This is a genomic window from Streptomyces venezuelae (assembly GCF_008642275.1).
GTDB classification, from domain to species: Bacteria; Actinomycetota; Actinomycetes; order Streptomycetales; family Streptomycetaceae; genus Streptomyces; species Streptomyces venezuelae_E.
In genome coordinates this window covers 6769309-6792674 of the sequence record NZ_CP029189.1, presented here as the reverse complement: position 1 = coordinate 6792674, position 23366 = coordinate 6769309, and the positions used below count along the sequence as shown (strand labels likewise).

Below are 23366 nucleotides of genomic sequence, written 5' to 3'. Positions count from 1 at the left end.
GAGCACACGGTCGCATGTCACCCGAGCAGCACCTGGGCGGGATCAGTGGGTGCGCTCGATGTCCAGTTCCAGGAAGTGGGCCGAACACGAGATGCACGGGTCGTGGTTGCGGACGGCCCGCTCGCACAGCCGGCTGAGCTCGGCCTCGGAGCCCTCACCCCGATCGAGCCCGGCTTGGACCAGCCGACGCAGGTCCTCCTCGATGGCGCCCTGGTTCTGGGCGGTCGGCGGAACGATGCAGGCCTCGGTGACACGGCCGCCGCCGTCGAACACGTAGCGGTGGTAGAGCAGGCCGCGCGGCGCCTCCGTGGCACCGTGCCCGGTGCCGGCCCGGGCCGGCACCTCTACGTACGGGCGGGCTGGACGCTCGTACTCCGCGATGATCCGCAGGGCCTCTTCCACCGCGTACAGGACTTCCACCGCACGGACGAGGATGCTTCGGTACGGGTTCCTGCAAACCTCTCCCCGCCCGCCGTCTGCGCGCGACGGGGGGGCACCCAGCCCGGCCTCCCGTGCCGCTTGCAGGGCCAGCGGGGACAGCAGGTGACCGCTGACCGCCCAGCGGGCGAGGGAGCCGGTGAGATGCCTTCGGCCGTCCAGCCGGGAGTGGAGGGCTGTGGAGTGTGACACCTGCTCCTCGGCCACGTGGTCGGTGAAATCCCGCAGGGGGAAGCTGTGCGGCGGGAGCGTCCCGCCGTACCGGAGCACGGTGGGCACGCCGGACTCGATGGCGTAGGTGTCCTCCTCGGCGAGGGCGAGCAGGTCGGCTTCGCACTCGGCGTCCGGGAATTCGAAACCGGCAACCCAGCGCACCGTGTCCCAGGCGTCGTCGAGGGCGGTGCGCAGCCGTTCTTCCAGGGGGCGGAGTTCGGCGCGGGTCGGGGCTCTGTGGAAACCTCCGAGCCGGACGTTGACGGGGTGGATGGCCCGGCCCCCGAGCAGTTCGACCACGGCGTTGCCGGTCTGCTTCAGGCGCAGTCCGCGCTTGACGTGCTCCGGATGGGAGCGGGACAGACCGATCACGTCGTCTTCGCCGAGGAAGTCCGGTGCGTGCAGCATGTGGATGTGCAACGTCTGGCTCTCGATCCATTCGCCGCAGTACAGCAGGCGGCGCAGGGCGGCCAGTTGTCCGTCGACGACGACGCCGCACGCGTCCTCGACGGCACGGCAGGCACTCATCTGGTAGGCGACGGGACAGATCCCGCAGATGCGGGAGGTGAGATCGGGTGGCTCCGTGTGCGCCCTGCCCCTGAGGAAGGCTTCGAAGAACCGCGGTGGCTCGTAGATCTTGAGCCGCGCCTCGATGACGGTGCCGTGGTGGATCCTCAGGTGCAGCGCGGTCTCGCCCTCCACACGGGCGAGTGAGGGGATGCGGAGCTCCTGGGACCGGGGCGTGGGATCGCTCATCCGGGGCCTTCCGCTTCGGTCGTACCGGGCTGTCCTTGCTCCTCCACGGCGGTGAAGGCGGTCACGTTGAAGGTGTGCAGGTACCTGCCGATGTCCTCCTCGCTCATCCCGTCGCGCTGCATGAGCGGGACCAGCGCGGGAAGGTTCGTGGTTCCGGCCGGCCCGAAGCAGCCGTAGCAGCCGCGCCCGTAGGTCGGGCACAGGGCTCCGCAGCCCGCGTGGGTGACGGGGCCGAGGCAGGGCGTGCCGTGGGCGACGGTGACACAGACGTTGCCGCGCCGCTTGCAGGAGAAGCAGACGCTGTGGTTCGGGATGGCGGGTTTACGCCCGGCGAGGAAGGCGGTAATGACCTCGACGAGCTGGCCGCGGTCGATGGGACAGCCGCGCAGTTCGAAGTCGACGGGTACGTGGGCGGAGATCGGCGTGGAGGTCGCGAGGGTCTCGATGTATTCGGGGCGGGCGTAGACGGTCGCCAGGTAGCCGTCGACATCGGCGTAGTTCCGCAGTGCCTGCACGCCGCCGGCCGTGGCGCAGGCGCCGATGGTGACGAGGTGCCGGGCATCGGCGCGGATGCGCCGGATGCGCTCCACGTGCTCGGGTGTGCTGACCGAGCCCTCGACGAGGACGAGGTCGTACGGGCCGGGCACGGGCTCGCTGGACGCTTCCAGGAAGTGGGCGATCTCCAGTTCGGCGGCGATGCCGAGCAGTTCGTCCTCGCAGTCGAGGAGGGTGAGCTGGCAGCCGTCGCAGGAGGCGAACTTGAACACGCCGAGGCGTGGGCGGGCGGGAGGCTGGGGTGGGGCGGGGGTGCTCATCTCATAGTTCCCGGACGGTGAGCAGGGGCTCGGCCTGGTCGTAGCCGACGACCGGGCCGTCGCGGCAGAGAAGGAGGGGCCCGAGCTGGCAGTGTCCGCAGTGGCCGGTGGCGCAGCGCATGTTGCGTTCGAGGGAGACCTGGATGCGGTCGGGACGTACCCCTTGATGAATCAGTGCCCGCGCGGTCGCGCGCATCATCACCTCGGGACCGCAGACGAAGGCGACCGTGTCCGACGGTGTAAACCGGGCCTCGTGAAGCAGCGTGGTGACGACTCCGACCCGGCCGGTCCAGCCGCCGGACGGCCGGTCGACCGTGACGGCGCCGAACGGCTTCTCCCAGGCGGGGAACTCGTCCGTGTAGAGCAGATCGGAGGGGGTCCGCGCACCCGCGAGGACGTTCAGCCGCCCGAACGCGTGGGGCTTGGCCAGAACGGTGTCGACGAGGGGACGCAGCGGGGCGAGCCCGATGCCGCCGGCGATGACGAGCAGGTCGCTGCCATGAGCTGCAGCTGCGTCCCAGGTGGTACCGAAGGGGCCGCGCACGCCGACCCACCCGCCGGTCCGCAGGCCGCACAATGCGCGGGAGACGGCCCCGACGGCGCGGACCGTGTGCGTCAGCCGGTGCCCGTCTCCGAGCCGGGACACGGACACCGGAATCTCGCCGACACCGAACGCGTACAGCATCGCGAACTGGCCTGGTGCGAAGGGGTCCAGGGCGTCCCCGCCAGGCTCCAGTACGAGCGTGACCGTGTCGTGCGTCTCGTCGCGGCGGTCCACCACGCGATAGGAAAGCGGTGCAGGTGTCATGGTGCTGCTCCGCTCCCCTGCGGTCCCGGCGGTCCGTAGAGGTCGAGCAACCGGGTGCGGGTGGCTCGCAGCCGCTCGCCGATGGTCTCGGCGACGGCGGTGACGAGTGACAGGCCCAGCGCCGTGTCCTCGGCGCACAGGTCGTGGACGGCGACGGCATCGAACTCCCAGGCGCGGAAGGGTTCCCGGGTCTCGGCCGCCAGGTGCCACTGCCGAGGTGGGCACAGCCATGACCAGCCGAGCAGGCTGCCCGCGCCGATGGTCTCGACGACCGCTCGCCCCCGACCGGGCATGTGGATGTCGAGCGCGACCGTGCCCGAGCGGATGATCCAGAAGCGGTCGGCCTTCTCTCCTTCCTCGAAGATCCGCGTGCCGGCCGGAAGGGCGACGTCCCGGGCGAGGGTCATCAGCTTCCCGTGCTGCTCCGCCGTCAGAGCAGCGAGCACACTCCCACCGGGTGCCCCACCCGGATGCGGGGTCACGGTGTGTTCTCCCGCTGCGTGGCCTCCTGGTGCAGGGCGTGGGCTTCCTCGGTGAGGTCGATGCCCGTGGGACACCACACGATGCACCGGCCGCATCCGACGCACCCCGAGCTGTCGAACTGGTCGTGCCAGGTACCCAGCTTGTGGGTGAGCCACTGGCGGTACCGGCTGCGCGGGGTGGACCGGACCGGACCGCCGTGGAGGAGCGAGAAGTCCAGGTCGTAGCAGGAGTCCCAGAGGCGCCAGCGCTCAGCGTGATCGCCGGTCAGGTCGGTGACGTCCTCGGTGGTGGTGCAGAAGCAGGTGGGGCAGACCATGGTGCAGTTGCCGCAGCTGAGGCACCGGGCGGTGACGTCGTCCCAGCGCTCCGCTTCCAGGTTGTCCCGCATCAGCGCGCGCAGGTCCACCGGCGGCATGGAGCGGCCCATGCGTTCGGCGGCGGCGCTCACGGCCTGGGTCGCAGCCGCTCGGGTGGAACGATCGGGGCTCCGCCCCGGCAGTTCCGCGAGGACGGCGGCTCCCTCCTCACTCCCGCTCCGGCACAGGAAGCGGTGACCGGCATCGTCCACGACCTCGGTGAGGGCGAGGTCGTACCCGGCGTCGGCGGCCGGCCCGCTCCCCATCGAGACGCAGAAGCAGGTGGCACCCGGCTCGGTGCACTCGGCTGCGATCAGGAAGGCGCCCGTCCGCCGGGACAGGTAGGTGGGGTCCCGGTACCTGCCTCCGCTCATCACACGGTCCAGGATCTGAATGGCACGCAGATCGCAGGGCCGCACGCCGAGGAACGCGTACGAGATGCTCTCCGGCTCCTCCTCCCGGACAACCGGAGCACCGTCCGTGCCGCGGTCCGCGGACCACTGACGGACGCGCTCCGGGTGCAGGAACGACTTCCATGACTGGGGTCCCGCACTGTGCGCGAAGGCCGCCCCGTCCTCGCGGCGGCGCAGCCGGTACCGCCCCGCCTCCAGTTCGACCCCCCACCCGTAGGGGAGTGCGTCTGCGGAGTCCAGCTCGTCGAGGACGATCGCACCGTCGCGCACGGTCGGGCCGATCACCGTGCGGCTGCGCCGCTTCAGGACACGCACGAGCGCGTCCAGACCTTCGCGGTCGAGAACCGCCTCGGCCTGGTGGTCGAGGACGGCTCCGGCATCCGAAGCGTCGGTCATGGTGCACCTCTCGGTCTCCACGTGCCTGGATTCGGCAGCATGTCAGACCTCCGGGCTCCGGGGTTCGAACCCGGTCCGGCGAGTCCGCTCGTCGTGCCGGCGGACATCCGCCTCGATACGCAGGGCCAGAAGCGGCAGGGCGGCCGCCACCGCCGGTGTGAGCCCCGTGCCCAGCGAGCGGTCCGCGCCCTCGACCGCGTACACGATGAGAGGGCCGGGGCCGCGCCCGACGCGGTCGGCGAGGCACAGGGCCTCGGCGAGCCCCAGCCCGTGGGTGCTCTGCCTGCCTGCGGCAGCGGGGTGCGGCATCTCGCCGGGAGCCACACACCACCGATGTGTTCGCCCGGGCTGAGCCGCAGGTGGGAAGCAGGCGTCGACGACGAGGGTGAGGGCCTTGCCTTCCCAGAGGCCGATCAGTCGGCCGGGGTCTCCGTCGCACTGTGCGAGGTCAGTGCCGGACGGGAGAGGTCGCTGTGCTTTCCGTGCGCGCAACAAGGCGATGGCGGCCCACCCCAGCCCGTCATCGCGCCGGAACTCGTTTCCGATCCCGATGACCGCAGTACCGGCGAGGGGCTTCACAGGTACCCACTTCCTTGTCCGGGCGTCTCCAGGCACAGCCTGCCCTGCTAGCGGGACGAGGTCCTGTGCCGCGGGGCAAACGGCGTATGGCGCGGTACCGAGTGCGGGACGGCGCACCAAGGCTCTGAGGCCGACCATGGGACTGACAGCCGTGGAAGGGGACCGTTCGGCACTGGCCCTCCGATCAACAGGGCACCGGAAGCGTGGGGTAGAGACGGCCGGCTCCGATGGACGCGGTGAGGCCGTACGCGTCGAGGTCGTCGCGCAGGTCCTCCTTGACCCGGGCCAGCGCGAAGACGATTCCCCGGCGTTCGAGCTCACGGCGAAGGGCGTCGACAGCATCGAGGGCGGTGATGTCCACCTCTACGTTGGCCTCGGTGTTCAGCACGAACCACTGGACAGGCTCGCACTGTACGTCGACGGCGGCCAGGGCGCGACGGCGGAAGTCTTCTGCGTTCGCGAAGAAGAGCGGCGAACCGTAACGGTAGATCAGCAGGCCGGGGACGGTTCGCGCCTGGGGACAGTCGTCAACGTCATGCATTCCGGCTACGCCGGGAACGAGACCCTCGATCGCGTCGTGCGGGCGGGCGACCCGTACCAGCAGCTCGGCGACGGACAGAGCCACCGCCACCGGCACTCCGGCCAGGATGCCGAAAGTGAGGACACCGAGGGTGCAGCCGAGGACCAGGAGCAGCTCGCGTCGCCGGGAACGCGGCAAGGCGGCGGAACTCGCTCAGCTCCACCAGACGTACGGCGGCATACACGACAATGGCGCCGAGGATCGCGCTCGGGGTGTGGGCCAGGAGTGGACCGAGGAAGAGCAGGACGGTCAGCACGCAGGCGGCGGAGACGAGGGAGTACACCTGGCTGCGCGCGCTCACCGAGTCGCCGAGGGCCGTGCGACTGGCGCTGAGGAACGTCCACGAGAGCAGGAAGCGCGGGGGCGGGCAGGCCCGCGGGTACCGCGCCGATCACGGAGATGCCGTGCTCGTCCTCGCGTCCAAAGGCAGCAACGGCCGCCGGCACGAGAACGAGCAGCGGGCCCGGCAGCAGTCGCGATACGTGCGGCAACGCGAACAGCAGAGCCAGCCCGACCGCACCGAGGAACACCGTTGGCCAGTACACCTGGGATGCCTGCCGGAAGAACGAGAGCAGCTGCGGGAAGAACTCCGAGCCCGTGGTGGAGACGCCGGTCAGGCGGGGCACCTGGTCCACGATCACAATCAGGGCAACGCCTGCCAGGTCCGGGCCGACGGAGAGCAGACGGGAGGTGCCGGACCATTGGTACAACGCCATGGCCGGAACTACGGCCCACAGCCCGGCGACGGGCGGCAGACCCGCAACGCCCGCGTACGCCATGACCTGGGGCACGAGGTACGCGGCGACAGTGACACCTGCGAGCGCGTCCCATCGCAGCCAGCCACGCCGGTAGCCGGTAAGAAAGGGCGGCTTCCAGACGAACTCCCGTAGCGGCACGACCCCTCCGCCGTCGACAACGACAGGCTTGCACACGAACGACGCCTTCCAGGCAACGCGGTCTCGACGCCGCGGCGTCGGATGGGCGGACGGGCGAGGTCGTCCACGCCGGAGACTCACGGCAGGGCGCGATCACCCGTGCCCGCCTGCCGTCCGTGGTCGCGCGCGAACGCGTCGAGAGCCTGCCTGGGCGGGCCCTGGGTGTGCAGGAAGCGCTCGTCCAGGATGCCCGCGAGGTCTTCCAGGGCGGAGCGCAACACCGTGGCGGCGAGCCGGACATCCCGGTGCCCGGCCTCCGAAGCCTCATCGGCGATGTCGAGGGCGTAGCCGATCTGGAGGGCCAGGGAGGTCCGTTCGTCGCCGTCGTGGAAGTAGTAGGACTCCGCGTACTGGAGGAAGTCGACCGCTGCCACGGACAGTGCTATGGCCAGGCCGTCCAGCATGGCCGCCCCGGCCGGGGAGTCGATCTGTTCCTTCGAGGGGTGGGTACGGGAGAGGTGGGAGAGCCGCAACGCAAGAGCCCTGCGGCGGGCCAGAGCCGGATAGATGCCGAGGATCCAGGAGACCGTCGCGGTCAGCAAGGCGAACCCGACCAGCGCCTCCAGGGGTGCGAGGAGGCGCAGCCAGCCCTCGGCAGGTGCGACGTCGCCGAGACCGAGCGTGGAGAGCGTGACCAGCGAGACGTACGTCGCGTCCAGCAGTCCCGCATGGTCGTCGGGCTGCAACCCGCCCGCGTACACGAACGCGTCGGGTATGTGGGGCCAGTAGATCAGTGCCCACCCCGCCGCCACGGTGAGGGCCCACAGGGCGACGACGGACACCATGGCAAGCGGGCCGGCCAGTCCGGCTGCCGTGCGACGGGTGCCCAGGACGAAGGACAGCCGCCACAGTGTGGTCATGACCAGCCGGCTCAGCCCGCCGTGACGCGTCGGGTGCCACAGCGTGTGGAACACGTCCCGAAGGATCAGCAGTACCAGGGCGGCGCCCGTGGCCGTCACCAGCCAATCCATCCGGAACCCCTTTTCCGCTGCATTTCGCCCAGGTTCGCGCACCTCCGTGGTCGCTGATCGCAGCCCACGCCGTCCCCCGGTGTCAGAAGCGGGGCCGGACCTCACCGGCGGCCGGAATCGGCCGAGGTTCCGGCCACAGGCGGAACCCGGTGACGAGTTCGGACCGGATCCGCAGGATGCGGGGCATCGCCTCGTTCCTCCACGGATCGAGCAGGGCCGCGAGCCGTTCGGCTTCGTCGCGGTTCACGACGAGCTCGGTGTAGCCGACTACTACGACGCTCCAGCCGAGATGTGTGTCGGGGTCGATGGCGTCGGCTTCGTAGGCGAGGACGATGCCGGGCTCGCCCGGCATCGCCACCAGCGACGCGTGTGAAGCGCCTTCGTCGAGCTGCACGAGCACGTCCTCCCCGTCGACGATGTGGCTCATCGGCCGGATGGCCGGCAGCGCTTGGTGGGTGAAGACGATACGGCCGAGCGAGACGGTGCCCAGGAGCCGCAACGCTTCGGAGCGGTCCAGCTGCTCCGTGGACCGCGCGGGGTCCGGGGCAGGGCGGTGGTCCGGTCTCCTGGCGGTTTCGTGATCCATCACGCGGACCTCCGCTCCGGCCCTGTCTTGTCGGCCTCGGCTTCACTCAGCGTCTTTTCCGTCTCGCACGCCGTGCCAGGGCCGAATGGTCCCCTGTCCTGCGGAATCGGGGGCCGGTCGGCCCATCCCCGGCGCCTGCAGTGCCGCTCAGACTTGAATCGGAATCGGCCGGAGGCCGCCATGAGGACCACTCGCCCTACCGGGGTGGCCGAGCGGACAGGTTCTGGATTGTCCGAACGGGCATCGTCGCCTTGGGCACGGCAGTGGCAGCCATCCCCTGCGGCCGGTGTCGTCCACCCGAACCGCCAGCAGTGAGGAGACCGTCATGCCCGCGTTCCGGTACACCGTCAGCGACGTCATGACCCATACGGCTGTGGCCATCGGCCGCGAGGCTTCCTACAAGGAGATCGTCGAGCTGATGGACCAGTGGAAAGTCAGTGCTGTTCCCGTCCTGGAGGGCGAGGGGCGCGTCGTCGGAGTGGTCTCCGAGGCGGACCTGCTGCCGAAGGAGGAGTTCCGGCGGGATGACCCCGTGCTTCCTGATCAGCTGGAAGAGGCTTCCAAGGCAGGGGGTGTGCTGGCCGAGGAACTGATGTCGAGCCCAGCCGTGACTGTGCACCCCGACGCCACACTCGCCGAGGCTGCCCGGATCATGGCGCGAAAGCACGTGAAACGCCTCCCCGTGGTGAACGGTGTGGGGATGCTGGAGGGAGTCGTCAGCCGGAGCGACCTGCTCAAGGTGTTTCTGCGACCGGACGAGGAGATCGGCGAGGAGATCCGCGACTCGGTTCTCGCCGGGCTCGCTCCTCCCGTACATCTGCAGGCGTCGGTGAAGGAGGGCGTCGTCACCTTGCGCGGATCGCTCCGTGATCGCGCACTGGTGCCGCTGATGGCCCGTGCGGTCCGTGCCGTGGAAGGCGTGGTGGACGTGCGGATGGAACTGGAAGGGCAGCCCACCGGGGCCTCCTGAGGCCTCTTACCGCCCCGGAACCCGGGGGCGCCGCCCAGGTGCGTCCGCCTGGTCCCCTGAGACAATTCGCATGAAACATACAATGCGGATCGATCACAGGGGCGTACATGTCCGACGTACCGGCAGCCTCCTACGAGGGAACCGTCCGGGTCTTCCTCTTGGACGACCACGAGGTCGTACGCCGCGGCCTGTACGACCTGCTGGACGCGGAGCCGGACATCGAGGTCGTCGGCGAGGCCGCCACCGCCGAGCAGGCGCTGGCCCGCGGACCGGCGCTGCGCCCGGACGTCGCCGTACTCGACGTCCGGCTGCCCGACGGCGACGGGATCACCGTGTGCCGCGAGCTGCGCTCGCGCATGCCGGAACTCGCCTGCTTGATGCTGACCTCGTTCGATGACGAAGACGCGCTGCTCGACGCGATCATGGCTGGTGCGGCCGGCTACGTCCTCAAGCAGATCAAGGGGTCCGACCTCGTCTCGGCCGTACGGACAGTGGCGACCGGGCAGTCGATGCTGGACCCGGCGACGACCGCCCGCCTCATGCACTCCCTGCGGGACCCGGAGGCCGTCAAGGCTCCGGATGACGATCGGCTGGCCGCTCTCTCCGAGCGGGAGCGTTCCGTACTCGAACTGATCGGCGAGGGCCTCACCAACGCGCAGATCGCCAAGCGGCTGTACCTGTCCGAGAAGACGGTCAAGAACCACATCTCAAGGCTGCTGGGCAAGCTGGGGGTGGAGCGCCGGGTGCAGGCCGCTGTCATCGCCACGCAGGTCCATGAACACGAGCCGGAGCGCGGCAAGGGCCGAAGCTGAGTGACTGCGGGGAGTGGCGTCCGGCCAATTAAGTGAGACTGCGAAGCCCGCTGCGACGACCTCCCTCCGCCATTCCCAGGTGGAAATTGCCATCCCGGCCGGTACTGGTCACCGACGACGGAGTCGGAATGCATGCCGTGCGAGTCGGGCTGCCGCGAAGCGGGCTCGTAAGGGCGGCTGATGCCAGGGCACCGCCCGGCCCCTCGAGGACTCACTGCCGTCGATGCCGACGACCAGGTAGGGCGTGTCCTGGGTGGTGTGCTCGGGGTTTCCCACCACGACGACGGGGCAATGCGCCTGGGCCACGACCGGGACCACCGTGGAACCGGCGCTGAAGAGTTCCGCGGTCCGGCTCAGGTGACGGGATCCGAGCACGAGCATGCGGGCCTGGTGAGACAGGCGTCCGATGGCGGGAACGGGGAATCCTTCGATCAGATCAGTGGCCGCGTCAAGCCCCAGGTGTCGGTCCCTCGCCCAGTCGGAACCCGCCGCGAGGGCTTCAGAGCCCGCCTGGCGCAGAGCCGTCCTGCGGGGTGTGTCATCAACCTGCCGCATACGCTGCGGCGGAGGCACAGCCACGACGAGTCGGAGCCCGATCCCACGACGGTGGGCCTCGTCAGACGCCCAGGCAAGGGGCAAGTGCCAGTCCCTGGCCGGGTCGATACCTACGACGATCTCGCGGCGTTCGGCGGTGGCCATCACGATCCACTCCCGTGCTCGTCCGGGTGGCGCGGGATGAGCAGCACAGGGCAGTGCGAGTGGTGTACGAGGCTGTGGGTATGCCGCCCAAGGGTGGGTCCCAGGTATGCGGACGCCCTGCGACCGCCCATGACCAGCAGGTCGGCGTGCCGGGAAGCCTCTACGAGAACACCGGCGACGGACGCGCTCTTCTCGGCATCCGCCCGCACGGTGAGGTCCGGGAATTCCCGGCGGATTCGCTCCGTCAGCGCGGTCAGGTGCCGGACGCACTCGTCGGCGATCTCCTTGATGTCGTCCATCATGGTCATCACGTCGCCGACGGACTGGAGCACGTTCCACACCTGGAGCAGCCGCAGCTCGGCCTTGCGCAGCTCGGCCTCGCGCGCCGCGTAACGCACACAGTCCAGATCTCGCTCGTCACGGACCCCGGCGAGTACCGTCCCGCTCTCGGCGCCGCTTTCGGTTCCCCTGACGATGATGACGGGCGTCTTCGCACCGGCCGCCACCTTCAGGCCCACGGATCCGAGCATGAGGGAGGTGAATCCGCCCAACCCCCGGTTGCCGACCACTATGGTGCCGCGACGACCAGCGGCCCGGTGCAGGCTGGCCACGGGGTCGCCACGACCGAATTCCGTGGTGGCGACCAGGCCGGGGTGCTGCTTCTTGACCGCAGCAGCGATGTCGTCGAGCAGTTCGCGGCCGGCGACACGGACGCGCTCGATGGTCTCGACGGATGCGTAGAGGGCCCGGCCGTCCGTGTCGGCGCCGTACACGATGTGCAGCGGACGCCCTCGGCGTTCGGCCTCTCCCGCTGCCCAGAGCGCGGCCTGACGGGCGGGCTCGGAGCCGTCGACGCCGACGACGACGGAGCCGAGTTCGGAACCGCTGACGGTGTGCTCCATGATTCCTCCTCGCCCCGGGGCCAGTGAGGGTCTGACCTCACAGTGACACCGCATGCCCCTGTGGGAAGAGGGCCGCTCAGGACCTTCATGGGGGCCAAAGGTCCCGGTCGGGCCTCCTCCGTGGTCACCCTGTGGTGTCCAGCCACCCGCTGTACGGCTTGAGGGACTCCTGCAGGGACGGAGCTCCGGCAGCCTGCATGTCGCCGTAGGCGGCTCGCTTCATCTGGAGGGCGAGATCCTCCATGGCACGAGCGACCGCGAGTTCTTCGCCGATCTCCGGGACGTCGTCGTCCTGGGGTGCGCAGCGGGCGGTGCCGTGGCCCGTGAGCCTGTTCGTGCCCGTGTCGAGTTCCAGGCGTGCCTTCGTCGTGTGGTCCTCCTCGAAGAGGTAGAGGCGGACCTTCCATTCGGCCGTGTGTGACATGGGAGCCTCCGGACGGGTTCAGGCGTTCGTGCTTCGGCGAGTGCGTCGGGCCCAGCGCCGGAGTTCGTCGGTGCCCCACACGAGGACCGGGAAGGTGGCGATGAGCGCGACGACGTCGAGGGAGAGGGCTGCGGTGCCGAACAGGTCTTGCAGCGGCGGCGCGTAGACGAGTGCCGCGGTGAAGACCAGCTCGAAGGCGATGCCGGCGAGGAGCAGGTGGTTGGTGAACAGGCCGATCTCGCGCAGAGCGGCGTGGTCGGTGCGTGCGGCCATGGCCGTGCCGACCTGGCAGGTGACGATGCCGGCGAACGTGGCGGTGGTCGCGGTGACGTACGCGTGGTGGAGGGGTGTGCCGGGGCCGGTGGGGTCGCCGGGGTGCCAGCCCGCCCGCCACAGCACGTAGAAGAACGCGGTCATGACCAGGGCGGCGGACACCGTGCCGAGCCATCCCCAGCTCCGGATGAGCATGTCGCGGGAGATGACTCCCTGCGAGCTCGGCCGCGGCGGACGGCTCATGACGCCCGGCTCGGCCCGTTCCCGGCCGAGGGCAAGGGCGGGGAGGGTCTCGGTGCCGAGGTCGATGGCGAGGATCTGCAGGACGGTCAGCGGCAGGGGGATGGTGCCGGCCGAGAGTGCGAACACCAGGAAGGGCACGACCTCGGGGGTGGCGTGGGCGAAGATGTAGACGATGAACTTGCGGACGTTGTCGTAGACGCGGCGCCCGGATTCGATGGCGGCGACGATGGTGGCGAAGTTGTCGTCGGTCAGCACCATCGTGGACGCTTCACGTGCCACGTCGGTGCCGGACCGGCCCATCGCGACCCCGATGTGTGCACGGTGAAGTGCGGGGGCGTCGTTGACACCGTCGCCGGTCATGGCCACGATCTGCCCGTGTGCGCGCAGGGTGTCGGCCACGTGCAGCTTGGTCTCCGGTGAGGAGCGGGCGAAAACGACCTCGGTGTCGCTGTGTGCCAGGAGCTGGTCGAGCTCCTGGTCGCCCACCGTCTCGGACTGGGCCACCACCGTGAGGCCTGGTACTCCGATCCCGACCTCCCTCGCGACAGCGGCCGCGGTGGCGCCGTTGTCGCCGGTGACGATATGGACCCGAACGCCCGCGTCGTGACAGCGTCGGACGGCTTCCGCGACCTCGGGCCGCGGAGGGTCGTACAGGCCGACGAGCCCCAGAAGGCGCAGACCGCTCTCCGCTTCCTGGCGCCGCGCCGGTGTCGCGGCCCCCTCCGGCAGGTCGCGCACGGCGACGGCCAGGACACGCATGCCGTCGTGGGCGAGCCGGTCCGCAGCGGCGAGTGCGGCAGTGGGGTCCCCGCCGTCAAGGGCACCCACCACCGCTTCCGGCGCGCCCTTGACGATGACGTGGGCGCCGTCCGGCTCCGACTCCTGCACGACCGACATCAGGCGCAACCGCGGGTCGAAACGGAAGACGGCCCGGCGGCCGCCGTCCCTGCTGTCGAGGTCGATGGGGGCGCCGTGGGCGCCGGCTCCTTCGACCAGGGCGATCTCGGTCGGGTCGCCGTGCAGCCGGCCCTCGGCGTCCCGCGTGACCGTGGTGCACAGCGCGCCTGTCCGGGCGAGTTCGCCTGCCCAGGGGCCGGTGTTCGTCCCGTGCTCAGGTGTCCACACGGTCTGGAGCCGCATGCGGTTCCGGGTGAGGGTGCCGGTCTTGTCGGTGCAGATCACGTTGGTGGACCCGAGGGTTTCCACGGCGCTCAGCCCCTTGACCACGGCCCCCTGACGGGCGAGGGCCCGTACCCCGACGGCGAGGGCGAGGGTGATGATCGGCAGCAGGCCCTCGGGCACGTTGGCGACCAGCAGGCCGATGGCGAAGATCAGCGAGTCGGTCAGCGGGAGTCCTACCGCCACGCCTGCCACGAGGAACACCACGCCCATGGCGACCGCGACGGCGGCGATCAGCCAGGCGACCTTCTTGACCTGCCGCTCCAAGGGGCTGGGGTCGCGCTGGGTGCGCTGGCTGAGTGCCGCGATCCGTCCGAGTTCGGTGTGGTCGCCCGTGGCGAACACGATCGCCTGGGCCTGGCCCTCGGTGCAGGTGGTACCGCTGAAGACGAGGTTCGGCTCCTGGAGCAGCGGAGCCCCTGCGAGACCGGGGCCGGCGACGCGTTCGGCGGGGGCGGACTCCCCTGTCAGCATCGACAGGTCGACCTCGATGCCGCCGTCGGTCAGGCGTGCGTCGGCGGGGACCTTGGCGCCCTCTTCGAGGACGATGAGGTCGCCCGGCACGAGCTCGCGCGACTCGACGGCCGACGGTTGGCCGTCGCGGATCACCCATGCGTGCTCGGGCAGATATCGGGCCAGGGTCTCCACTGCCTGCTCCGCCTGGCGCTCCTGCAGGAGCGCGAAAGCGGCGTTGACGATGACCACGGCGACGATGGCCCAGCCGAGGACTGCTATGTCCGCCACGAAGGCCAGTGCGGCAGCCGCCCAGAGCAGCACGGCCAGGGGGTGGACGAGCTGGCGGACGAGTTCGCGGCCCAGGGAGGTGCGGGCCTTGCGGCGGACCTCGTTGGGGCCGTAGACGGCGAGGCGGCGGGCCGCCTCGCGTGCTGAGAGGCCGCTCGGCCCGGTGCCGAGTTCGCGCCTCAGGAGCGGCAACGGTTCGAGGGGGTCAGGGCTCGGGGGCAGCCCCTTGGCCGGCGAGGGGGGCCGGGTGGCTGCCTCAGTCATCGCCGGGCTCCTGTTCGCGCTTCAGCCTGCCGGACCAGCGTGGCTCCACGGCCTCCCACTCGTCCTCCCACTGGGCCCGGCTGCGGGCCTCGACGCGGAGCAGACGAAGGCGGACCACTGCCCCCGTGGCAAGGGCGAGCAGAGCGAATGATCCGGCTCCCGCGGCTGCGGCCGCGAGGGCGCGTTGGGCTTCGGACGACGGCTTCTGCGTTTCCCTGCCCGCGTCATCGACCCAGATCGTGACCGTCCGGCCTGCTGGTGTGCCGAACGGGACGGAGATCGTGGCGGAGTGCCGGCGAGCGGCCGGGTACTCCCAGACGGCCGGAGCAACCGTCCGGGAGGTGCCGCCGGAGCGGTTGGCTTCCACGCGCTCCACGGCGCCGACCGTCGTTGCCTCGATCCGGTGTCGGTGGCGGGCCGCTTCGCGGGCAGTGCGGCTTTCGGCGTTCCAGACGGCCGTCGTGACGACGACCCCGCAGGACAGGGCGATCAGGAAGGAGAGCACGAAGGCGATGTTCCAGCGGCGCCGGGTCCGGTCGGCCGGACGGCGCAGCTCGTTCGGACGTCCGCCGAACAGCCGACGCACACGGCCGACCGTCGCCGGGCGCGATCGCGTAGGCCCGTCTCCGGGCGTGCCGGCCTCGGACATCGTGCACCTCCGCGCTCTGATCCTGCCCGGCCGCTCAGTGGGGAGCGGCGAGTTCGGCACTGATGTGGTGGGCCCACGTCCGGATCCGCTCGGGGTTGCGGAAGTCTCCTCCCTTGCCCGCGCGGACCATGGCCCGGGCGATGAAGCCGGGCGTACTGGCGGTGACGCTGCCGCCGAAGGTGATGTGCTCGCGTGCGCCGAGGCGCTCCATCTCCCGGGCCACCGCCGGCACCGGCGCGATGTCGTGCTGCTCGGCGGAACTGTCCACGGGGCCGCTGCTGAACAGGTAGACCGGGCGGTGCTGGAGGTAGTGCTCGTTGCGTTCGACGCAGCGCTTGGCCTTGCCGCTCCAGTGCCCGGCGTACAGGGCGCCCCCGAGCACCACGGCGTCGTACCCGCGCACGTCGTTCACGTCGTCGGCGGGGACCACGACGGCGTCGAGGCCGTCCTCACGCAGGGTCCTGCCGATCTCGGACGCGATTCCGGCGGTCGCACCGTGCTTGGTGCCGTAGGCGACCAGGACGCGCTTGGACGTCATGACGAGTCTCCCTTGCCGTCCGCCGTGGTGCGCTTGACGGGGATGCTGCGCCGGGACTCCTCGGGCGAGGCCGGCATGGGCACGCGCACGGTGAGGATGCCGTCCTCGTACGCTGCCTCGACTTCGTCGGAGGGGATCGGCCCGGGCAGGCGCACAACTCTCTGGAAGGAGCCGTAGCGGAACTCCGAGTGATCCTTCTCCTCCTTGCTCTCGGTGTGCTCGGCGCTGACGGTGAGGGTGTCCCCCTCAACCGTGATCTGGATGTCCTTGTCGGGGTCCATCCCGGGAAGTTCGGCGCGCAGCGTGTACTGCCCCTCCTTGTTAGTCACCTCGATCGGGATCGGGAAGGTGTCGAACGACGACCGCCACAGCGGGAACCGTGGGAATTCGGTGCCGAACCAGTCCCTGAAGTCGGGGAACGGGCTGCGCCTGCGCTCCAGGTGCGTTCCTGACATGGTGTGCTCCGTTCCGGCGCCCGATCAGCGCCTTCATACGTTGTCTTCCTCCACTTTCACGAGGCTGACGGCTGCTCCGCTTGAGACCATCGGGTCCCTGATGGGGCCGTTCGGCCCTCCCCGTACCGGACCGATTCGGCGGCGGCCACGTGCTGCTTCACCGCGGCAAAGCTGTCAGGGGCGACGGAGATGGAGTCGATCCCGGCCTTGACCAGGAACTCCGTGAAGGCGGGGTCGTCGCTGGGGCGCTGGCCGCAGAGACCGACGGGGCGGCCTGCGGCCTGGGCGCGGGGGACGAGGATCTCGATGCTCCGTGTGACCGCGGGGTTGGTCTCGTCGAAGACGTGGGCGAGGGCTTCGGAGTCGCGGTCGACCCCCAGGGTGAGCTGGGTGAGGTCATTGCTGCCGATGGAGAAGCCGTCGAAGCGTTCGGCGAAGTCCTGGGCCAGGATGACGTTGGCGGGGATCTCCGCCATGACGTAGACCTTCAGCCCGTTCTCCCCGCGCCTGAGGCCTTCCTCGGCCATGACGCCCAGCACCCGGTCGGCCTCTTCGAGGCTGCGGCAGAACGGGATCATGACGATGACGTTGGTCAGGCCCATCTCGTCGCGGACCCTGCGCAGGGCCCGGCATTCGAGGGCGAAGCCCTCCCGGTATCCGTCGCTGTAGTAGCGGCTCGCGCCCCGCCAGCCGATCATCGGGTTGGCCTCGACCGGCTCGAACGGCCGGCCGCCGACGAGGCGCGCATACTCGTTTGTCTTGAAGTCGCTGGTCCGTACGACGACGGGGGCGGGCCACCGGGAGGCGGCGATCCGGGCGATGCCGTACGCCAAGCGATCGGTGAAGTAGCGGGTGCGGTCGAGGCATCCCTCGGTGAGCTGGTCGACGGCGCAACGGTCGGCGGGATCCAGGCGCTCGGGGTGCAGCAGAGCCATGGGATGGACCTTGACCTGGTGCGCCACTATGAACTCCAGCCGGGCCAGGCCGACGCCATCGGCCGGCAGGCGCCACCACCGGAAGGCGGCGGAGGGGTCGGCGAGGTTGAGCATGACGTGTGTCCGGGTGGCGGGGATGTCCGCAAGGTCGGTCTCGGTCTCCTCGTAGGCGAGCAGCCCGTCGTAGACCTTGCCGCGTCCGCCTTCGGCACAGGAGACGGTCACCTTCTGTCCGTCGTACAGGGCCTGAGTCGCACGGCTGGTGCCGACGACGGCGGGGACGCCGAGTTCGCGGCTGACGATCGCGGCGTGGGACGTGCGGCCGCCGTGGTCGGTGACGATGGCGGAGGCCCGCTTCATGATCGGTTCCCAGTCCGGGTCGGTGATACCGGTGACGAGCACCCCGCCGGACGGGAAGCGGTCGAGGTCGACGGGCGAGTCCAGGACGACGACGGGCCCGCTGCCGATCGCCTCGCCGACAGCGATGCCGTCCACGAGAGGCGTACCTGGCACGGCCGTCAGGCGACAGCGGCGCAGAGTGGAGGCGGCGCGGCGGGACTGAACGGTCTCTGGCCGGGCCTGCACGATCCACAAGTCGCCGGTGAGGCCGTCTTTGGCCCATTCCAGGTCCATGGGGCAGCCGTAGTGCCCTTCGACGGTCAGCGCCCAGTCGGCGAGGAGCCTCACTTCGGCGTCGTTCAGGACCCTCTGCGAGCGCTCCTCGTCGGTGGTATCAACGGTCCGCGTCAGTCCATGTTCCGCATAGACCGCCTTCCGGCGCTTCGCTCCGACACGTACGTCGATCAGCGGGTCCAGATCCGGGTCCTTCAGGCTCGGCTTGAAGACGGTGTACTCGTCGGGGTCGACCTGCCCGCTGACGACCGTCTCGCCCAGTCCGCACGCCGCGCTGATGACGATGACCTCGGGGAATCCGCTCTCCGGGTCGAGGGTGAAGATCACCCCGGCACCGGCCAGGTCCGACCGGACCATGATCTGAACACCGACCGAGAGGGCGACCTGGAGGTGGTCGAAGCCCATCCGCTCCCGGTAGTCGATGGCTCGGTCGGTGTAGAGGGAGGCATAGCAGCGATGCACCGACTCCAGCAATTGGGCGGTCCCCCGCACGTTCAGGTAGGTCTCCTGCTGGCCAGCGAAGCTCGCCTCCGGCAGGTCCTCGGCGGTGGCGCTGCTGCGTACGGCGACCTCGGGGTCCGCGCGGCCTTCGTCGCGCCCCAGCTGCTCGTACGCCGAGACGATCTCGGCCCGCAGCCCTGGGGGCAGCGGCTCGGCGAGGGTCATCGACCGTATCGCGGCCCCGACCTCATCGAGCGCGGCGCCCTCGTGCAGGCGCGCGATCTGTTCCTCGATCCGCCCCCGGAGTCCGTGCCCGTCCAGCAGCTCTCCGTACGCGGCGGCCGTCGTTGCGAACCCCGGAGGGACGCGCACGCCGGCATCGGCCAGGTGTGCGGTCATCTCACCCAGTGAGGCGTTCTTGCCCCCGACACTGCCGACTTCCTGCCGGCCGAGTTCCGCGAACGGTATGACTCGCCGCGTGCTTGCCATGACGACCTCCGGGCTCAATAGGGGAGCGGGCGGCCGGACGGGGTTCGCAGGTCCAGCGGCGCGAGCTTGTGGGGCTGCTTCTGGCGGGACTGGATCCGGATGCGCTGCATGGTGCCCACCTCCGACGGGAACGGAGCCTGCATCGGTATCCGGATTCCACGATCACACCGGGAGGTGGCTGCGCCTCAGTGCCGAGAGGTGCAGCGGCAAGGGGCCGACCGGGCCTCACCGGGGAGGGGCCGACCGGCCCATGGCAGGCCGAGCAGGGAACCGAAGGGCTCATGCCCGACAAGCTGCGGGCCGTGCAGGCTGGGGGTATGTCCGAGACGACGACCACCGACCTCTACGAGGTGACGATGTCCTACCTGCGAGAGGGCATGCTCGCGTCGGCCGGCTGCGCGGATGTGATCGGTCTGTCCGACGAGCAACCGCCTGACGGTACGGTGCCCCTGCTCCGTACGGTGATGCGGGACGGCCGCCGGACCGGCCCGCCCGACACCCTCGCCGCGGCCAGAGCCCGCTTCGAGGCTGATCTCGTGGATCTGCCGGAGGCAGCACGCCTCATCCATCGCCCCGAGAGCCCTGTGCCAACAGGTTCCCCGCAGTTGAAGGCCCTGACCTCGGTGGTGAGGGACCGTCTCAAAGCAGCATCCGCCGCCCCCGCTGACAGGAGCGGATGAGCGGGATCCGCTGATCGGCCGACTTCCATGCGGAACCACCGCTGCCGACCAAGGCCACGGACGCGGCCCGTCCACCGGGCAGGTACAGCGGAAGGGGAGGGGCTATTCGGGAGAAGGGGTGCGCGCGTGGCGAGCCGACCGTTGCCGAGCGTGCACAGAGCTTCCCACGCGTATCGTGCGGGTTCGATTCCCGTCTTCCGCTCCAAGACAGAGCCCCAGGTCAGCAACCTGGGGCTGTTGTCCAAACCCCTCAGGGCCCGCTGCCATTCTCGTGCCCCAAGTGCCGTAACGGGGCTTCAGTCCATCCGGGGGAAGAAGGAGGTGCCGGACGCGGACCGGCCGAGGCGGCCGGTCCGCAGTCGCTGGCGGCCGGCCTGTCAGTGGCCCTCCTTGCGCCTGCCTCCGATTTGGAGCGGCCGCATCATCTCGTTGTCCTCGTGCTCGACGATGTGGCAGTGCCAGACGAAGCGACCGGGGTGATCGAACCGCGCCTTCACCCGGGTGATTTCTCCCGGATAGGCGATCACGGTGTCCTTGAAACCGAGCTCCCAGCTCTCCGGCGGAATGGCTGCCCCGTTGAACGGCTGCCGGTTCACCACCTCGAACGCCACCTCGTGGATGTGGATCGGGTGGGCGTCCACAGTGAAGTTGTGCAGTTCCCATGTTTCGGTCGCGTTCAGCCTCGGGTTCTCCGTGACCGGGTCGTCCCAGGCGAGCGAGACCGGATTGCCGGCGGAGTCGACCGTACCGAGCAGGTTCTGGACGGGCGTTCCCGGTGGCACCAAGGGGTTGCTGGAGTTCGCCTCGTTGAGGGACAGCCGACGGGTGACGCTCGCCGAGCCAAGTGGCCTGATCCTGGGCAGCCTGAGCCGATCCGGCGGGACACTGGTGTCCTTGCTCGCCAGAGGGCCGACCACGAACTTCATCACCTGCCCAGTGGTGGCCGGATCCGCCACAGGGAAGGCCACGCCCGGTTCGCCCCGGCCGAAGGGTTCGTCCGCGCCCTCGTTGATGAGGTACAGCTCGGTACCTTCCGCAATCCCGGTGAAGTCGACGATGACGTCGGCCCGCTCCGCATTGGCCAGCAGCAGCCGCTCCAGCCGCACTGGTGCGGGCAGGAACCCGCCTTCGTTGCCGATCTGCCAGAACGGTACGGCCGACCGGGCCGGTCTGACGGTCGGACTGTCCGCGATCTTCAGGATGAGGAACCGGGCATTGCATCCATTGAGGAAGCGCAGCCTGTAGCGACGCGGTTCGACTTCGAGCTTCGGCCATGTCCGGCCGTTGACCACCATGGTGTTGGCGAAGAATTCGGGGTTCCAGATGGGGGACACATCGGTCGTGGGAATGTACGGACCCGCGAACCCGTCGAAGAATTCCCGGGTCGTGGGGTAGAACAGCGAGCCGTCCGAATTGAACGAGCGGTCCTGGATGGCCAGGGGGATCTCGTGGTATCGGGTACCCGGCCGATCTCCGGAGGCGGGCGCCGGGCCGGGCAGGGCCCCCTTGGGCAGGTCGCACTCACCGCCGCGGAGCAGATAGAAGCCGGCGGGTCCGGCGTAGACGTTGAGCCGGGTCAGACCCAGGGTGTGGTCGTGGAACCAGAGGGTCGATGCCCGCTGGTCGTTGGCGTACTGGAAGGTCGCGGTACCCGGATCCCACTTCAGGCGGTGCGCATCGGCGAACTTGTCCCGGAACTCGTTGTAGAACGAGCCCACGGTGGCGAATCCCGGAGGAATGTTGTTCGCGCGTGGCAGGTACCACGCTTCCGTGTAGCCGTCGCTCTCCTCGGTGGAATGCCCACCGTGCAGGTGCGTGACGATCGGTACGGGGCCGGTGTACGGACCCGGCGTCGATGTGAAGGTCGGCCGCGAATCCCGCCCGGCATTTCCGCCCGGCGGGTTCGCCCAGTGCAGGGTGGGGTCGATCGCCAGCAAGTGCGGGAGGAAACGGCCCTGGCTGTCGACGAGATCGTTCACCCAGGTGACCCGGACAGGCCTGTCTACGCTGGCCTCGATGGTGAACGACGGGTAGTTGAACGTGCTGTTGTCCCCGAGCGAGCCGTATCCCCACAGGGTGGTGGACGGCAGAGTGGGAGGCAATACCTGCTGGCTGAATTGCCGGACGCCGATGACATACGTATCGATGCCGTGCCGCTCCGGGTGCCGGGCCTTCGGCATCACCGGCGGGATCACCAGGTTGGTGACGTATTTCGGGATGGTCGTGGGGTCCAGGGTGGAGACTGCGAATTTCCCGACAGACCTGGCCCCCGGAACCACCGCGGTCTCGTTCGGGAGTGCCACCGCCTCATTAGGGACCGGAAGGACCAGGGCCGCTCCACCAACGGCCCCGGCTACGAGCAGGTCTCTTCGCGCGATCATCTCTCTCGCCTTCTGCAGCCCTAGGGCATCGATCACTTCCTTACTCAACGTTAAGTGGGATGCACGGTAAGTAATCGAAGGATGTCCGGCGTGGCGCCGGGCTGTCGGGGCAGGCAGCGAGCGAGCCGCAACCGGCACAGTCATCGCCCATATCCGTTGCCGGCAAATAGCCTGCGCTCAGCCTCGGTTTTCTCGTGGTCCGTCGGCCTCCTGGAACCCCAAGGATGCGGCCGGGCGGCGCCGTTGTGTGCGGGCCGGACCTCGTCGAACGTCTCGACCGCTCCGTCCCTGAGCGCTTCCGTGAACGCGTGCTCTTTTCGGGCGGCGACCGTCCATGCAGTGCCGCACGCCGGCGGATCCGCGGCGTTAATCTGTCGAAATCGGACTTCCACTCAACAGCATGCAGCGCGGCGGAATCGAGGAGGACCCCGTCGGTGTCCAGAACGACGGCTCGAAGCGGACTCACTGCCTGATCACCCGGCGCCCAGTGATCCGGATCGCGGTGACCTTCATCCAATGGGTCCTCGGGCCGCCGGCCCAGGGCAGGGAGTACGCGACTGCGTCAAGCCGACCGAGCTCCTCCGCGTCAGTGACGCCTCCCGCCTCGCCTACGACCATAACGCTCCAGCCCAGGCGCGTGGCGTCGTCGATGTGGTCGACCTCGAAGGCCACCACGGTGCCGGCGGCCCGTGCAAGCACCGCGTCACCCGAGGTCCGGAATGCGATGTCGCGGCCCGCCACCACGTAGTTGACCGGGAATATCGCCGGACCCTCCGGGGTGAAGACGGCGACCCTGCCCACGCCGTGCGTGGACAGCAGCCGTCGGCACTCGGCTTCGGACAACTCGACCAGCTTGGCATCCCGCACGGCCGTTCCTCTGCCTGGCGGGTATTCCGTCGTCGCGCCGGAGAGTTCCGCGGCGGTCGTCCCGAGCGCGTCGGCGAGTCGCAGAAGGGAGCCGATCGCCGGCGCTGCCGCGTGTTCCTCCAGGTAGGTGATGTACGCGCCGTCAGCGCCGCAGCGCTCACCCAGTTCGTCCCGGGTGAGGCCGAGTTCCTCACGGTGCATGGCGATCCGCCGCCCGAGGTCAGTACGTCCGGCCGGCGCCTCTGTGGCGCCCGGCCCGTGCTGGGTTCTCCTCATTGTCTTCACGTCCTCTCGGTGTCAGGGCTGGGTGGCCGGAACCATGGCAACGTGTGCCGGGGCTGTGGAGACCGGCGGTCACGATGGGGGCCAGGCCGATACGTCCCGTGCCGAGGATCCTGACCGAATTCACCTCGGGCACGTCGCCTTCGGCGATGCTCTCGTCGAGGCCGCGGACGGTGA

At 69.7% G+C, this 23366-nt stretch carries 21 protein-coding genes and 1 pseudogene; 3 read left to right on the top strand and 19 right to left on the bottom strand.

Annotated elements, in window-relative coordinates; all coding sequences use genetic code 11:
• Nucleotides 1-42 precede the first annotated feature (42 nt).
• The 9 genes and pseudogenes from DEJ51_RS30085 to DEJ51_RS30045 form a co-directional block, all read right to left on the bottom strand.
• Nucleotides 43-1407 (bottom strand): Ni/Fe hydrogenase subunit alpha, encoded by a 1365-nt coding sequence (locus tag DEJ51_RS30085; protein ID WP_150260741.1) that lies wholly within the window; start codon nucleotides 1405-1407, stop codon nucleotides 43-45.
• A complete protein-coding gene (locus DEJ51_RS30080) occupies nucleotides 1404-2222 on the bottom strand; it encodes an oxidoreductase (RefSeq protein ID WP_150260739.1) in 819 nt (272 codons plus the stop codon). The genes DEJ51_RS30085 and DEJ51_RS30080 overlap by 4 nt, the downstream gene beginning before the upstream one ends.
• Before the next feature lies 1 nt (nucleotide 2223).
• Nucleotides 2224-3030 (bottom strand): FAD/NAD(P)-binding protein, encoded by an 807-nt coding sequence (locus DEJ51_RS30075; protein ID WP_053613047.1) that lies wholly within the window; start codon nucleotides 3028-3030, stop codon nucleotides 2224-2226.
• Nucleotides 3027-3512 (bottom strand): cyclic nucleotide-binding domain-containing protein, encoded by a 486-nt coding sequence (locus DEJ51_RS30070; RefSeq protein WP_150260737.1) that lies wholly within the window; start codon nucleotides 3510-3512, stop codon nucleotides 3027-3029. Before DEJ51_RS30070 ends, DEJ51_RS30075 begins: the two co-directional genes overlap by 4 nt.
• Nucleotides 3509-4678 (bottom strand): 4Fe-4S dicluster domain-containing protein, encoded by a 1170-nt coding sequence (locus DEJ51_RS30065; RefSeq protein WP_150260736.1) that lies wholly within the window; start codon nucleotides 4676-4678, stop codon nucleotides 3509-3511. The genes DEJ51_RS30070 and DEJ51_RS30065 overlap by 4 nt, the downstream gene beginning before the upstream one ends.
• A 42-nt stretch (nucleotides 4679-4720) precedes the next feature.
• Nucleotides 4721-5395, bottom strand: coding sequence for a hydrogenase maturation protease (locus DEJ51_RS30060; protein ID WP_078963048.1), 675 nt, complete (start codon nucleotides 5393-5395; stop codon nucleotides 4721-4723).
• A 46-nt stretch (nucleotides 5396-5441) separates the two neighbouring features.
• Nucleotides 5442-6673: pseudogene (locus DEJ51_RS30055) on the bottom strand (SulP family inorganic anion transporter).
• Nucleotides 6674-6849: 176 nt separating this feature from the next.
• Complete coding sequence (locus tag DEJ51_RS30050) at nucleotides 6850-7743, bottom strand: potassium channel family protein (RefSeq protein ID WP_150260734.1); 894 nt, start codon at nucleotides 7741-7743, stop codon at nucleotides 6850-6852.
• An 82-nt stretch (nucleotides 7744-7825) separates the two neighbouring features.
• The gene (locus DEJ51_RS30045) at nucleotides 7826-8329 is read right to left on the bottom strand and encodes a pyridoxamine 5'-phosphate oxidase family protein (RefSeq protein WP_053613050.1); all 504 of its coding nucleotides are present in this window, start codon (nucleotides 8327-8329) and stop codon (nucleotides 7826-7828) included.
• Between the two features lie 325 nt (nucleotides 8330-8654).
• Here DEJ51_RS30045 and DEJ51_RS30040 point away from each other — a divergent pair, with 325 nt between their 5' ends.
• Both DEJ51_RS30040 and DEJ51_RS30035 read left to right on the top strand, forming a co-directional pair.
• Nucleotides 8655-9299: a CBS domain-containing protein gene (locus DEJ51_RS30040; protein ID WP_053613051.1), complete on the top strand. Its 645-nt coding sequence runs from the start codon at nucleotides 8655-8657 to the stop codon at nucleotides 9297-9299.
• A 107-nt stretch (nucleotides 9300-9406) separates the two neighbouring features.
• The gene (locus DEJ51_RS30035; RefSeq protein WP_053613052.1) at nucleotides 9407-10111 is read left to right on the top strand and encodes a response regulator; all 705 of its coding nucleotides are present in this window, start codon (nucleotides 9407-9409) and stop codon (nucleotides 10109-10111) included.
• A 108-nt stretch (nucleotides 10112-10219) separates the two neighbouring features.
• On the opposite strand, the gene DEJ51_RS30030 is transcribed toward DEJ51_RS30035, so the two are convergent.
• The 8 genes from DEJ51_RS30030 to ppsA form a co-directional block, all read right to left on the bottom strand.
• A complete protein-coding gene (locus tag DEJ51_RS30030; RefSeq protein WP_223836034.1) occupies nucleotides 10220-10810 on the bottom strand; it encodes a universal stress protein in 591 nt (196 codons plus the stop codon).
• Nucleotides 10810-11712 carry a universal stress protein gene (locus tag DEJ51_RS30025; RefSeq protein WP_053613054.1) on the bottom strand — a complete coding sequence of 301 codons (903 nt, stop codon included), beginning with the start codon at nucleotides 11710-11712 and terminating at the stop codon, nucleotides 10810-10812. Before DEJ51_RS30025 ends, DEJ51_RS30030 begins: the two co-directional genes overlap by 1 nt.
• 124 nt (nucleotides 11713-11836) lie before the next feature.
• Nucleotides 11837-12136, bottom strand: a complete 300-nt coding sequence (locus DEJ51_RS30020; RefSeq protein WP_053613055.1) for a DUF1876 domain-containing protein — start codon at nucleotides 12134-12136, stop codon at nucleotides 11837-11839.
• Between the two features lie 18 nt (nucleotides 12137-12154).
• Nucleotides 12155-14839 carry a cation-translocating P-type ATPase gene (locus tag DEJ51_RS30015; protein ID WP_150260732.1) on the bottom strand — a complete coding sequence of 895 codons (2685 nt, stop codon included), beginning with the start codon at nucleotides 14837-14839 and terminating at the stop codon, nucleotides 12155-12157.
• Nucleotides 14832-15425 (bottom strand): hypothetical protein, encoded by a 594-nt coding sequence (locus tag DEJ51_RS30010; protein ID WP_053613057.1) that lies wholly within the window; start codon nucleotides 15423-15425, stop codon nucleotides 14832-14834. Before DEJ51_RS30010 ends, DEJ51_RS30015 begins: the two co-directional genes overlap by 8 nt.
• 97 nt (nucleotides 15426-15522) lie before the next feature.
• Entirely contained in the window at nucleotides 15523-16026 is a 504-nt protein-coding gene (locus DEJ51_RS30005; RefSeq protein ID WP_053613058.1) for a flavodoxin domain-containing protein, read from the bottom strand.
• A complete protein-coding gene (locus tag DEJ51_RS30000; protein WP_030648591.1) occupies nucleotides 16023-16481 on the bottom strand; it encodes an Hsp20/alpha crystallin family protein in 459 nt (152 codons plus the stop codon). The genes DEJ51_RS30005 and DEJ51_RS30000 overlap by 4 nt, the downstream gene beginning before the upstream one ends.
• A 56-nt stretch (nucleotides 16482-16537) precedes the next feature.
• A complete protein-coding gene (gene ppsA, locus DEJ51_RS29995) occupies nucleotides 16538-18979 on the bottom strand; it encodes a phosphoenolpyruvate synthase (protein ID WP_030648607.1) in 2442 nt (813 codons plus the stop codon).
• 281 nt (nucleotides 18980-19260) lie between these two features.
• On the opposite strand from ppsA, the gene DEJ51_RS29990 reads away from it, so the two are divergent.
• Nucleotides 19261-19659, top strand: a complete 399-nt coding sequence (locus DEJ51_RS29990; protein ID WP_030648611.1) for a hypothetical protein — start codon at nucleotides 19261-19263, stop codon at nucleotides 19657-19659.
• Between the two features lie 377 nt (nucleotides 19660-20036).
• Here DEJ51_RS29990 and DEJ51_RS29985 read toward each other — a convergent pair whose 3' ends face one another.
• Together DEJ51_RS29985 and DEJ51_RS29975 are read right to left on the bottom strand one after the other, a co-directional pair.
• Nucleotides 20037-21962, bottom strand: coding sequence for a multicopper oxidase family protein (locus tag DEJ51_RS29985; RefSeq protein WP_223836033.1), 1926 nt, complete (start codon nucleotides 21960-21962; stop codon nucleotides 20037-20039).
• A gap of 540 nt (nucleotides 21963-22502) precedes the next feature.
• Nucleotides 22503-23183, bottom strand: coding sequence for a helix-turn-helix domain-containing protein (locus DEJ51_RS29975; protein ID WP_053613059.1), 681 nt, complete (start codon nucleotides 23181-23183; stop codon nucleotides 22503-22505).
• Nucleotides 23184-23366 lie beyond the last annotated feature (183 nt).

Coding starts and splice junctions, on each gene's coding strand:
- DEJ51_RS30085 (WP_150260741.1), bottom strand. CDS start 1,407: ATGAGCGATCCCACGCCCCGGTCCCAGGAGCTCCGCATCCCCTCACTC.
- DEJ51_RS30020 (WP_053613055.1), bottom strand. CDS start 12,136: ATGTCACACACGGCCGAATGGAAGGTCCGCCTCTACCTCTTCGAGGAG.
- DEJ51_RS30040 (WP_053613051.1), top strand. CDS start 8,655: ATGCCCGCGTTCCGGTACACCGTCAGCGACGTCATGACCCATACGGCT.
- DEJ51_RS30045 (WP_053613050.1), bottom strand. CDS start 8,329: ATGGATCACGAAACCGCCAGGAGACCGGACCACCGCCCTGCCCCGGAC.
- DEJ51_RS30005 (WP_053613058.1), bottom strand. CDS start 16,026: ATGACGTCCAAGCGCGTCCTGGTCGCCTACGGCACCAAGCACGGTGCG.
- DEJ51_RS30075 (WP_053613047.1), bottom strand. CDS start 3,030: ATGACACCTGCACCGCTTTCCTATCGCGTGGTGGACCGCCGCGACGAG.
- DEJ51_RS30025 (WP_053613054.1), bottom strand. CDS start 11,712: ATGGAGCACACCGTCAGCGGTTCCGAACTCGGCTCCGTCGTCGTCGGC.
- DEJ51_RS30000 (WP_030648591.1), bottom strand. CDS start 16,481: ATGTCAGGAACGCACCTGGAGCGCAGGCGCAGCCCGTTCCCCGACTTC.
- DEJ51_RS30080 (WP_150260739.1), bottom strand. CDS start 2,222: ATGAGCACCCCCGCCCCACCCCAGCCTCCCGCCCGCCCACGCCTCGGC.
- DEJ51_RS30065 (WP_150260736.1), bottom strand. CDS start 4,678: ATGACCGACGCTTCGGATGCCGGAGCCGTCCTCGACCACCAGGCCGAG.
- DEJ51_RS29975 (WP_053613059.1), bottom strand. CDS start 23,183: ATGAGGAGAACCCAGCACGGGCCGGGCGCCACAGAGGCGCCGGCCGGA.
- ppsA (WP_030648607.1), bottom strand. CDS start 18,979: ATGGCAAGCACGCGGCGAGTCATACCGTTCGCGGAACTCGGCCGGCAG.
- DEJ51_RS29990 (WP_030648611.1), top strand. CDS start 19,261: ATGCCCGACAAGCTGCGGGCCGTGCAGGCTGGGGGTATGTCCGAGACG.
- DEJ51_RS30035 (WP_053613052.1), top strand. CDS start 9,407: ATGTCCGACGTACCGGCAGCCTCCTACGAGGGAACCGTCCGGGTCTTC.
- DEJ51_RS30015 (WP_150260732.1), bottom strand. CDS start 14,839: ATGACTGAGGCAGCCACCCGGCCCCCCTCGCCGGCCAAGGGGCTGCCC.
- DEJ51_RS30030 (WP_223836034.1), bottom strand. CDS start 10,810: ATGGCCACCGCCGAACGCCGCGAGATCGTCGTAGGTATCGACCCGGCC.
- DEJ51_RS30060 (WP_078963048.1), bottom strand. CDS start 5,395: ATGGTCGGCCTCAGAGCCTTGGTGCGCCGTCCCGCACTCGGTACCGCG.
- DEJ51_RS30050 (WP_150260734.1), bottom strand. CDS start 7,743: ATGGATTGGCTGGTGACGGCCACGGGCGCCGCCCTGGTACTGCTGATC.